The organism is Micromonospora sp. NBC_00858, assembly GCF_045207365.1.
Taxonomy (GTDB): domain Bacteria; phylum Actinomycetota; class Actinomycetes; order Mycobacteriales; family Micromonosporaceae; genus Micromonospora.
The window spans coordinates 5,886,912-5,898,489 of sequence record NZ_CP108828.1; the positions used below are offsets into that span (position 1 = coordinate 5,886,912).

The window sequence follows — 11,578 nt, forward strand, 5'->3', positions numbered from 1 at the left end:
AGACCATCCGGCTAGACTTTCGCGCCGTGGGCCGAAGTGCCGCTTTCTTCGATCTGGACAAGACCGTCATCGCCAAGTCGAGCGCCCTGGCGTTCGGTCGGCCGTTCTACCGGGACGGGCTGATCACCCGGCGTGACGTGGTCAAGTCGGCGTACGCGCAGCTGATGTTCCGGCTGGGCGGCACCGACGAGCAGACCATGGCCCGAACACGGGACTACCTGGCTGCGCTCTGCAAGGGCTGGCAGGTGGAACAGGTCCGCCAGATCGTCGCGGAGACACTGCATGAGCTCATCAACCCCTACGTGTACGCCGAGGCCGCCGCGCTGATCGAGGAGCACCAGGCGGCCGGCCGGGACGTGGTGCTGGTCTCCGCCTCCGGCGAGGAGATGGTCCGGCCGATCGGCGAGCTGCTCGGGGTGACCGACGTGATCGCCACGCGGATGACCGTGCGGGACGGCCGGTACAGCGGTGAGGTCGAGTTCTACGCGGCCGGCCCGAGCAAGGTCGAGGCGGTCGGCGAGCTGGCCGCCGCTCGGGGCTACGACCTGGCCGACTCGTACGCCTACTCCGACTCGTACAGCGACCGCCCCCTACTGGAGTGCGTCGGGCACCCGAGCGTGGTGAACCCGGACCGGCAGCTGCGCAAGCTGGCCTCGGAGAACGCCTGGCCGGTCCTGGAGTTCCGGCACCCGATCCCGCTGGGCCGTCGGCTGCGGGAGCGGCCCGCCGTCCCGGTCGCCGCGGCGGCCCTGGGGGTCGGCGTGGGCGTCGCCATCGGCATCGCCTGGTACGGCCGGCACCGTCGCACCCGCGCCGCCGCCTCCGCCTGACCTCCTCGTGACGAGGGCGATCATCAAATCGGTGGTCGCCTCAGGCAGTGTTGCGCCCGTTGTGAGGCAGCACAGCGAAATGATCGACGGCCGCAGGTGCGCAGCTCAGGCGGCGGCGAGGATCTCGTCGCCGATGACGGTGAGCTGGTCGGCGCCGACCTCCACGGCCGCCATGTAGTGGCGCAGCCAGGATCGCAGGCCATCCGGGGTGCCGGTGGCGAAGGCGCCGGCCGAGCCGACGTACTCGGGCTCTCGCTCACGGTGCCCGACGTCGACGGCAAGCAGGCCGCGCGGGTCGAGGCCGCTGGCGAGCAGCACCAGCCGCGCGGCACCGCGGGCCACCACGCCGGACGGGCCGGCGAACGGGCGCAGGTTCAGCAGTTCCCCGTGGACCACGGCGGCGAGCACCAGCGGCGACACCTTGGTGCCGCCGGCGACCAGCCCGGCCAGCCCGTCCAGCCGGGCGGCGACCACCGGGTCGGCGACCGGTCGGCCCAGTTCGTCCTCCGGCACCATGTCCCGGGCAGCGAGTACGTGCAGCTTCGCGAGGGCCTGTCGGGGGGCCTTCGGCCAGAGCTCGCTCAGCCCGGGCAGCGCCCCGGCGACCCGTAGCGCCCCCTGGAGCACCGGGTCGGTGACCGTGCCGCTCCGGACGGCTTCGCGCTCGTGGGCGTACCCCTCGAGAGCGGCGCTGGCCACCGCGGACCGGAGGCTGACCTCGGCCGCGACCTGGCCGCCGTGCCGGCGCAGCGCGCGGTGCCCGAGTGCCTGGTCGAACCGCTCGCGGGCGCGCTCGACGGCGGTGGAGATGTCGGCGAGCGCGAGCAGCGGGGCGAGCGGGTCCGTGGTCACCCCGCCACGCTAGCGACCCGTCCCGACCTCCCGAGCCGCACCCGGCCGCAACGCGACCCGGGCCACCGCCCGGCGCGGCCGCGCCCCCTCGGGCAGGGCAAGGTCAACACCATGTCGCCGATAACGGGGGGGTTCCAACCGCGGGATACCGCGACATCCCCGACCTCGTGTCGATCAAGGCCCACGACGCAGACCGGCCACGCGAGCACGGCCGCACGACGCAGGCGGGCACGACCGCCCGACGCACGCCGGCCACGCGGACCGCGCGCACGGCCGCCCGACGCAGGCTGACCACGCGGACCGGCCCGGCGGGCACGGTCGCGCGGCGCAGGCACCGTCGCGAGGGCCGTCGGGCGCGCGGCGGGGGCCGCTCGGCGCGACGGAGCGGGCAGCCGTCGCGAGCCGGGGGCACCGCGACTACCCTCGTGCCCAGCGAGACGCAGGTCACCCGAGGACGAGGAGTCACGGCATGAGCGAGGCATTGGCCAATCTGCTGAACGAGACGCGCCAGTTCCCCCCGCCGGCCGAGCTCGCCGCGCACGCCAACGTCACCGCCGACGCCTACGCCGAGGCGGACGCCGACCGGCTCGCGTTCTGGGCGAAGCAGGCCGACCGGCTGGCCTGGTCGAAGAAGTGGGACGAGGTGCTCGACTGGTCGAACCCGCCGTTCGCGAAGTGGTTCGTCGGTGGGCAACTCAATGTGGCGTACAACTGCCTGGACCGGCACGTCGAGGCGGGTCGGGGCGACAAGGTCGCCATCCACTGGGAGGGCGAGCCCGGCGATACCCGCACTCTCACCTACGCCGACCTGCACGAGCTGACCTGCCGGGCGGCGAACGCGCTCACCGACCTGGGTGTCACCGCCGGCGACCGGGTGGCGATTTACATGCCGATGATCCCGGAGGCGGCGGTCGCGATGCTGGCCTGCGCCCGGATCGGCGCGGCGCACAGCGTGGTCTTCGGCGGCTTCTCGGCCGACTCGCTGAGCAACCGGATCCAGGACGCCAGCGCCAAGGTGGTGATCACCGCAGACGGCGGTTACCGGCGGGGCAAGCCGTCAGCGCTGAAGCCGACCGTGGACGAGGCGGTGGCGAACTGCCCGTCGATCGAGCACGTCCTGGTGGTCCGCCGCACCGGCGAGGAGGTGGCCTGGTCGTCGAAGGACCACTGGTGGCACGAGACGGTGGAGACCGCTTCGGCCGAGCACACCGCGCAGCCGTTCGACGCCGAGCACCCGCTGTTCATCCTCTACACCAGCGGCACCACGGCCCGGCCGAAGGGCATCCTGCACACCACCGGTGGGTACCTCACCCAGACGTCGTACACGGCGAACGCGGTCTTCGACCTGAAGCCGGAGACGGACGTCTACTGGTGCACCGCCGACATCGGCTGGGTCACCGGCCACTCCTACATCGTGTACGGCCCGCTCTCCAACGGCGTCACCCAGGTGATGTACGAGGGCACCCCGGACACCCCGAACAAGGGCCGGTTCTGGGAGATCGTCGACAAGTACGGCGTCACCATCCTCTACACCGCTCCCACCCTGATCCGGACGATGATGAAGTGGGGCGACGACATCCCGGCCGGCTTCGACCTGTCCTCGCTGCGGCTGCTGGGCAGCGTCGGCGAGCCGATCAACCCGGAGGCGTGGATCTGGTACCGGCAACACATCGGCCGGGGTGAGCTGCCCGTCGTGGACACCTGGTGGCAGACCGAGACGGGCGCCATCATGATCTCCCCGCTGCCCGGGGTGACCGCCGCCAAGCCGGGCTCGGCGATGACCCCGCTGCCGGGCATCGTGGCCGACGTGGTGGACGACCAGGGCCAGTCGGTGCCCAACGGCGGTGGCGGCTACCTGGTGCTGCGCGAGCCATGGCCCTCGATGCTGCGCACCATCTGGGGTGACGACAACCGGTTCATCGAGACGTACTGGAGCCGGTTCGAGGGCATGTACTTCGCCGGTGACGGGGCGAAGAAGGACGACGACGGGCACATCTGGCTGCTCGGCCGGGTCGACGACGTGATGCTGGTGTCCGGGCACAACATCTCCACCACCGAGGTGGAGTCGGCGCTGGTGTCGCACCCGTCGGTGGCCGAGGCGGCGGTCGTGGGCGCGACCGACCCGACCACCGGTCAGGCGATCGTCGCGTTCGCCATTCCACGCGGCAGCACCGACATCGCCGGCGAGGCGGGCGAGAAGCTGATCGCCGATCTGCGCAACCACGTGTCGAAGACGCTCGGCCCGATCGCCAAGCCCCGGCAGATCATGCTGGTGCCGGAGCTGCCGAAGACCCGCTCGGGCAAGATCATGCGCCGGTTGCTGCGGGACGTCGCGGAGCACCGGTCACTGGGCGACGTGACCACGTTGCAGGACTCGTCCGTGATGGAGCTGATCTCCTCCGGGATGAGCGGCGCGAAGTCCGACGAGGACTGACAGCAGGCGTACACACCGGAGGGTGGCGGTCCGTGCGGACCGCCACCCTCCGTTATTTCTTACGGGTACGACCCACACAGCCCCACCAGTGTCACATCGGTCAGTCGGATGAGCCCGGAGAAGCTGAACGGACACAGGCGGCGGGTCGCCTCTGTCCTTTCGGCCAGTTGTGATTTAGGTTCACGCAGGTTGGGACAGTTCGACGTTCATCACATCGATGGTCGGCGCCCCAACGTCCCCCTCCCCATGCCCGAGAAACGGAGCGGCATGAACCACAAACCGCAGTCTGGGGCGCGACGACGACTACTCGTCGCGCTGCCCGCCATCGCCCTTGCGGCCACGTCACTGACCGTGACCGGCAGCGCGGCGGCCCAGTCGTCGTCCGCCACCCCCAGGGCGGTGATCGGCGCCGATGAGTACTACATCAACTACGCCGAGCCCGAAGTTCAGCCGGACACCGCCGGCCGCGAGGTCAAGGGCAAGGCTGGCGTCTACACCCCCGCCGTCGACGCCGCGCGCGCGTTCGACCAGAAGCACGCTCGGGGCAACCCGGTGACGGCCCAGCAGCTGGCGAAGATCGAGGCCAAGTCGATCAAGACCGGCAAGAACCCCCGGAAGATCAAGCAGGCGCCGACCACCCAGACGGCGAAGCTGCTGACGCTGCTGGTGGAGTTCAACGACCAGGCGAACGACGATTTCACCGGTGTGATGGTCCCGAAGACGGTGTTCGAGGACCGGACCTGTGTCCCCGGTACCGTCCAGAACGGCCCGAAGCACAACAACATCGTGAACCCGGCGACCCTGCCGCACGAGGACAACAACTCGATGTGGGTGCCGGACTTCTCGCCGGCCCACTACGACAAGATGCTCTACAGCAAGAAGGGCATCACCGAGCGGGTCCGCAAGGACCTGACGGGCCCGGACGGCAAGCGGGGCATCGACATCTCCGGTCGCACCATGCACAACATGTACCTGGAGATGTCCAAGAACGCGTACACGGTCGCGGGGCAGGCCAGCCCGTGGATCACCGTGCCGCACTCGGAGGGCTGGTACGCCGCCAACCGCTGCTTCCAGGACGCGAGCGGCAACTGGGTCCCCGGCCGTGAGCAGTCGATGAACGGTCACCCGGACAACCCGGCCGGCGCGGGCCGGCTGGCCACCGACGCGATCGACTCGCTCGCCGCGAAGGACCCCAACTTCCCCTGGGCCGACTACGACATCGAGGACCAGGCCGACCGGGACGGTGACGGCAACGTCTTCGAGCCGGACGGCGTGATCGACCACCTGGTGCTCGTGCACGCCGGTCAGGGCAAGTCCCGCGGCGGCGGCGCCGAGGGTGTGTACGCCGTCTGGGCGCACTCCTCGTCGGTTGCCGGTGGCTACCGCATCCCGGGCACCAACCTCCAGGTGTCGAACTACATCGTGCAGCCGGAGGACGCCGGCGTCGGCGTCTTCGCGCACGAGTTCGGTCACGACCTCGGTCTGCCGGACCTCTACGACACCTCCGGCAACGCCGACTCCGACGTGGACTTCTGGGACCTGATGGCCTCCGGATCGCACTCGGGTGAGATCTTCCAGGCGCTGCCGACCCACATGGGTATCTGGGACAAGTGGGTGCTCGGCTGGGCCGACCCGCTCACCGTGACCCCCGGCTCCAGTGGGCGCAACGTGGAACTCGGGCAGACCTCGCGTACCCCGGTCCGCACCGAGGACGGCATCAAGATCGACCTGCCGGACAAGGTGACCACGCTGGCCACGCCGCACAGTGGCACCAAGATGTGGCACAGCAACAACGACCAGGAGTGGGCCGACGTCAAGCTGGGCCGCTCGGTCGACGTGCCGGCGGCGGCGGACGCGAAGTTCTGGATGTGGAACAACTACATCATCGAGCAGGACTGGGACTACGGCTTCGTCGAGATCTCGACGAACGGCGGCACGTCCTGGACCGAGGCGAAGGTGTACGACGAGGCCGGCACGGCGGTCACCACGCCCGACGGTTACCCGGACCCGAACGGCCGGATGAACGACTTCGGCGGCAAGAAGTACGGGCTGACCGGCAGCACCGACGGCTGGCGCCACGACTACGTCGATCTGTCGGCGTACGCCGGCACGACGATCCAGCTGCGGCTGCGTCTGGCCACCGACGAGGCGTTCGAGGAGCGCAACTGGTTCGTCGACGACTTCTCGGTCACCGGCGGCGGCGCCACCACCTGGAGCGACGACGTCGAGGGCGGCGACAACGGCTGGACGGCCACCGGCGGCACCTGGGTCGACACCACGGGCGCGGGCTGGAAGGTCAGCAGTGGCACCGAGAATCACGCGCACTACTACCTGGCCGAGTGGCGCAACTTCGACGGCTTCGACAAGGGCCTGAAGTACGCCTACGACACGATCTACTCGCATGACGCGTGGAAGGTCGACCGGATCTCGTACAACGCGCCGGGCATGCTGGTCTGGTACCGGGACACCGCGCTCGGCGACGTCAACCACGTCACCGGGCAGATGACCGCGCTGCCCAGCTACGGCGCGAAGGGCGGGTTGCTCATCGTCGACTCGCACTTCGACCCGTACCGGCGCACTGGTGAGGCGGCCGTGAAGGACCCGTCGGTGACGGACAACCTGCCCAGCCGTCCGCAGTCGGCGAACGCGGCGTTCTCGCTGAAGCCGACGTACTCCTTCACGGAGTGCCTGGAGGCGGCGGGCGAGCCGTACAGCGCGTACTGCACCAAGTTCAAGTCCCAGCCGGGCGTGAAGACCTTCACCGATGCCAAGACCTGGTACCCGGGCATCGAGATGCGGGATGGCGCGGCGTACGCGCGGGACAACGACGCCTCGGTGGTGCTCCCGTCGCGGAACAACGCGCCGTACACCACCCGGGTCACCCACCCGGACGGCAGCCCGGCGCCGGAGTTCTACGGCGTGACCCTGGGCGGCGGGGCGATCGTGCTGGGCACCGGCAACCCCGGTGACCAGGGCGTCAACTTCGGCGTCTCGCTCACCATCAAGCGGACCGCACGGGACAACTCGTCCGCCACGGTGTACGTCACCTCGGCGAGGAACTGACCCCAACAGGTCCGTCGTCCGACGGAACAACGGGCGGCCCGTCCGGAGCACCACGCTCCGGGCGGGCCGTTTCGCGTGTGGGTGTCGGAGTGCCGGACGGCGGTTGTCGTATGTCCGATCACATAGATCGAAATACGTCGTTATAAAACGCGTGTGGCCGGTCCACGCTGGTCAGCGTCCCTGATGAAGCGCGGGGGTGTGACGGTGAAAAGCATTCCCAACAAATTCTTGCAACAAATCGACGCAGGCATCTTCCCACCCGTCCCAGCAGTGTCTATGTTCACCATTGGTCCCACTAGTGGGATCGATCTGTCACCGGCCTGTACCCCCGTTGGGCCGGCTCCCTCACACCGGAGGTACCACGTGCGCAAAGTCGCAGTGGGTCTGCTCGGGCTCTCACTGACGGCGACAGGCCTGGCGTTCGGCCCGTCCGCCTCGGCGGCGCCTCAGCCCAAACTGCCGGCAGCAGCTCCGTCCGCCGCCGAACCGCAGTCACTGAAGGACGAACTCCCCGACAAGCTTGAGGACAAGCGTCGCGAGCTGCGTCAGCAGGGTCTCAGCGACGTGCTGAGCGGGCGCAGCAAGCCGATCGAGCGCAACGGCAGCACGGTCGTCAAGGTCGGCAAGACGAGCGGGACGGGATCCAACGCCCGCACCTTCTCCGGCGGCCAGGAGACCAGGGACCAGTACGTCGAGCTCAAGCGTGAGCGGACCGACAAGATCTTCGTGATCCTGGCCGAGTTCGGAGACCAGCGGCACCCGTCCTACCCGGACAAGGACATGAACCCGGACATCGCCGGGCCGACGACCTTCAACGGACCGCTGCACAACCAGATTCCGCAGCCCAACCGAGCCGTGGACAACTCCACCGTCTGGCAGCCGGACTTCAGCCCGGAGCACTTCCGCCAGCTGTACTTCGGCACCAACCCGGGCGACGAGTCGCTGAAGCAGTACTACGAGGCGCAGTCCTCTGGCCGGTACACCGTCGACGGCCTGGTCACCGACTGGGTCAAGGTGCAGTACAACGAGGCCCGCTACGGTCGTTCCGACGACCCGAAGGCCGACGACGACCCGACCGGCGACCCCGCCGTCTGCGGCGACAACGTCTGCTCGAACACCTGGGCACTGATCCGCGACGCCGCCAACCAGTGGGTCGCCGACCAGAAGGCCAAGGGCCGGACGGACGCCCAGATCGCCGAGGAGATGCGCTCCTACGACCAGTGGGACCGGTTCGACTTCGACGGTGACGGCGACTTCAACGAGTCGGACGGCTACATCGACCACTTCCAGATCGTCCACTCCGGCGGCGACCAGGCCGACGGTGACCCGCACCAGGGTGAGGACGCCATCTGGAGCCACCGCTGGTCGGCCTTCAACAGCTCGCCCGTCGGCCCGCCGAACTTCCCGATCGGTGGCACCCAGATCGGCAACACCGGCGTCTGGATCCGCGACTACACGATCCAGCCGGAAAACGGCGGCCGGAGCGTCTTCTACCACGAGTACGGCCACGACCTGGGCCTGCCGGACGACTACGGACCGGCGGACAACAACAACGAGCACTGGACCCTGATGGCCCAGAGCCGGCTCGGCGCCAAGAACGACGCTGGCATCGGTGACCGTGGCGGCGACCTGGGTGCGTGGAACAAGTTCCAGCTCGGCTGGCTCGACTACGAGGTGGTCGTGGCGGGGCAGAAGCTCAACATGGAGCTCGGCCCGCAGGAGTACAACTCGAAGAAGGCACAGGCCGTAGTGGTCGTGCTGCCCAAGCGGGAGTACACCTTCAACTACGGTGCACCGTTCGAGGGCTCGAAGCAGTACTTCACCGGCAACAGGGACAACCTCGACGGCACCATGACGAGGACGTTCGACCTCACCGGCAAGTCCGCTGCGGCGCTGTCGCTGAAGGGCAAGTACGCCATCGAGGAGAACTACGACTACCTCTACTTTGAGGCCTCGACTGACGGCGGGCAGACCTGGACCGACCTGGACGGCACCGTCAACGGCCAGCCGATCGGCGTCGACGGCGCCAACCGCCCGGCCCTCGACGGCAGCAGCAACGGCGCGTGGGCGGACATCAACATCCCGCTCACCTCGCTCGCCGGCAAGGTGGCGCAGGTCCGTCTCCACTACGTCACTGACGGTGGTGTGTCCGAGGGCGGCTTCTTCGGTGACGCGATCACCGTGACGGCCGACGGCCAGACCGTGTTCAGCGACGGCGCCGAGACCGACGCCGGCTGGGCGCTCGACGAGTGGCAGGTTGTCGGGGCGACCTACACCGAACTGTTCGACAACTTCTACATCGCCGGCAACCGGTCGTATGTCTCGTACGACAAGTACCTGAAGACCGGCCCGTACTTCTTCGGCTACGCGAACACCCGCCCGGACTGGGTGGACCACTACGCGTACCAGGAGGGCCTGCTCATCTCGTACTGGAACCGGCGCTGGGAGGACAACAACACGGTCGCCCACCCGGGTGAGGGTCGGAACCTGTACATCGACGCGCACCCGCGCCCGATCTACAACCTCACCGGCGCGCCGTGGCGGGCCCGCGTCCAGGTCTACGACGCGCCGTTCAGCCTCAAGAAGGCCGACTCGTTCACCCTGCACCTCAACAGCCAGCCGCAGTACATCCGCGGCCAGGCTGCGGAGCCGCTGTTCGACGACACCAAGAAGTACTTCTACGAGGAGCTGCCGAACCACGGCGTCAAGCTCCCCGCGGCCGGTGTCAAGATCAAGGTCCTGGAGCAGGACGGCACCTCGATGAAGATCCGTATCTCCTAGTTCCTTCAGCAGTAAACGGCAGCGGCGCCCGGGACTCCCCGGGCGCCGTTGCCGTTTCCGCTGCCGTCGTCGCGTGAGCTCCACGGCCCTCCGGAACCGGGGCGCCACGACCAGCGTCGAAGGAGCGTGCCCACAGCCTCCCGTGCCCTGCTCCTGCTCATCCCGGTGCTGACGATGGTCGCGTGCGCCAGCACCGGGGACGGCGGTGCGCCACCCGAGGACCGACCCGCCCCGACCACCGCCCCGCCGAGCGCACCCCCGACGCCATCGCTCGACCCGAGCAGCCCGCCCGCACCGGCCGCCAGCGCATCGCGAGCCCGGCCTCCGCTGTCCGCCACCGAGCCGCCGACGATGCGCCCGCCCGTCGCCAAACCGAGCCCGCCCAGCGACCTGCGGCAGAACGACCTGGTCAGCGGCACCGTCACCCGGGGCGGCACCGGTCCCTGCTACGGGCTCGTCGCCGAGGACGGAACCGAGTACGCGCTGCACGGTCCGGACGCCGGCGAGCTGCGGACGGGGAGCTTCGTGACCCTAAGGATCGCTGCCGCGCGAGCCCGCATCAGCTGCGGGCCGGGCCTCCCGATGAGCATCGTGTCGCGGTGAGCGGTCGTACTGTGCCCGGCTGAGCAGCGGACACGGCGGACGGCAAGGACCGCGCCCTGCGCCAGGGCCCTAGGCTGGGCGCATGACCGACCAGCGCGGCGAAGCCGTCGACGAGTCCTGCGTCCTCACCGAGGGGCCGTGGACCCACCGCTTCGTCGGAGCCAACGGCACCCAGTTCCACGTGGTCGAGGCCGGCACCGGACCCATGGTGCTCTTCCTGCACGGCTTCCCCGAGCACTGGTGGGCGTGGCACGACATGCTGCCGGCGGTCGCCGACGCCGGCTTCCGCGCGGTCGCCGTCGACCTGCGCGGCTACGGCGCCAGCGACAAACCACCCCGGGGGTACGACGGCTACACGCTCGCCGCCGACATCGCCGGGTTGATCCGCGCGCTCGGCGAACGGTCGGCGACGCTGGTCGGCAGCGGTGTCGGCGGCATGGTCGCGTGGACGGTGGCCTCGTTCCATCCGTCCCTGGTCCGCCGGCTGGTGGTGCTGGGTGCCCCGCACCCGCTGCGGCTGCGCGCCGCCATCTTCGCCGACCCGCGCGGGCAGTTCGCCGCCTCCACCCCGGCGCTGAAGTTCCAGCTTCCCCGCTACGAGCACGTGCTGACCCGGGACGGCGCCGCGCCCGTGGCGGAGATCCTGCGCCGCTGGGGCGGGCCACGCTGGGTGGCCGGGCCGGACTTCGAGGCGTACGCCGAGCGGAGCCGGGAGGCGATGCGCATCCCGCAGGCGGCGTTCTGTGCGCTGGAGGGGTACCGCTGGGCGTTCCGTTCGGTGCTGCGGCTGCACGGCTACCGGTTCGTCCGGCTGATGCAGAAGCCGCTGGTCACCCCGACCCTCCAGCTGCACGGGGCGCTGGACGTCGCCTCCCTGCCGCGTACCGCACTGGGCTCCGGCCGGTACGTCGTCGCCCCGTACGAGTGGCGGCTGCTCGACGGGGTGGGGCACTTCCCGCACCTGGAGGCACCGGAGCTGGTGCTCGGCGAGATCCTGCGGTGGGCCAAGTCCTGA

7 protein-coding genes are annotated in these 11,578 nt (G+C 69.6%); 6 read left to right on the top strand and 1 reads right to left on the bottom strand.

Translation table 11 applies throughout. From position 1 onward, the window contains the following. Positions 1-26 precede the first annotated feature (26 nt). Positions 27-830 (top strand): HAD-IB family hydrolase, encoded by an 804-nt coding sequence (locus tag OG990_RS27445; protein ID WP_328422683.1) that lies wholly within the window; start codon positions 27-29, stop codon positions 828-830. A gap of 105 nt (positions 831-935) precedes the next feature. Here OG990_RS27445 and OG990_RS27450 read toward each other — a convergent pair whose 3' ends face one another. Continuing rightward, a complete protein-coding gene (locus OG990_RS27450; protein WP_406077618.1) occupies positions 936-1,682 on the bottom strand; it encodes an oxidoreductase in 747 nt (248 codons plus the stop codon). Positions 1,683-2,151: 469 nt separating this feature from the next. On the opposite strand from OG990_RS27450, the gene acs reads away from it, so the two are divergent. From acs to OG990_RS27475, 5 genes are all read left to right on the top strand, one after another. Then, positions 2,152-4,116 carry an acetate--CoA ligase gene (gene acs / locus OG990_RS27455; protein WP_406077619.1) on the top strand — a complete coding sequence of 655 codons (1,965 nt, stop codon included), beginning with the start codon at positions 2,152-2,154 and terminating at the stop codon, positions 4,114-4,116. Between the two features lie 267 nt (positions 4,117-4,383). Next, positions 4,384-7,179, top strand: coding sequence for an immune inhibitor A domain-containing protein (locus tag OG990_RS27460; protein ID WP_406077620.1), 2,796 nt, complete (start codon positions 4,384-4,386; stop codon positions 7,177-7,179). A 378-nt stretch (positions 7,180-7,557) separates the two neighbouring features. After that, positions 7,558-9,960: an immune inhibitor A domain-containing protein gene (locus OG990_RS27465; protein WP_406081903.1), complete on the top strand. Its 2,403-nt coding sequence runs from the start codon at positions 7,558-7,560 to the stop codon at positions 9,958-9,960. A gap of 126 nt (positions 9,961-10,086) precedes the next feature. Next, entirely contained in the window at positions 10,087-10,563 is a 477-nt protein-coding gene (locus OG990_RS27470; protein ID WP_406077621.1) for a hypothetical protein, read from the top strand. Between the two features lie 82 nt (positions 10,564-10,645). Further along, positions 10,646-11,578, top strand: a complete 933-nt coding sequence (locus tag OG990_RS27475; protein ID WP_328422673.1) for an alpha/beta hydrolase — start codon at positions 10,646-10,648, stop codon at positions 11,576-11,578.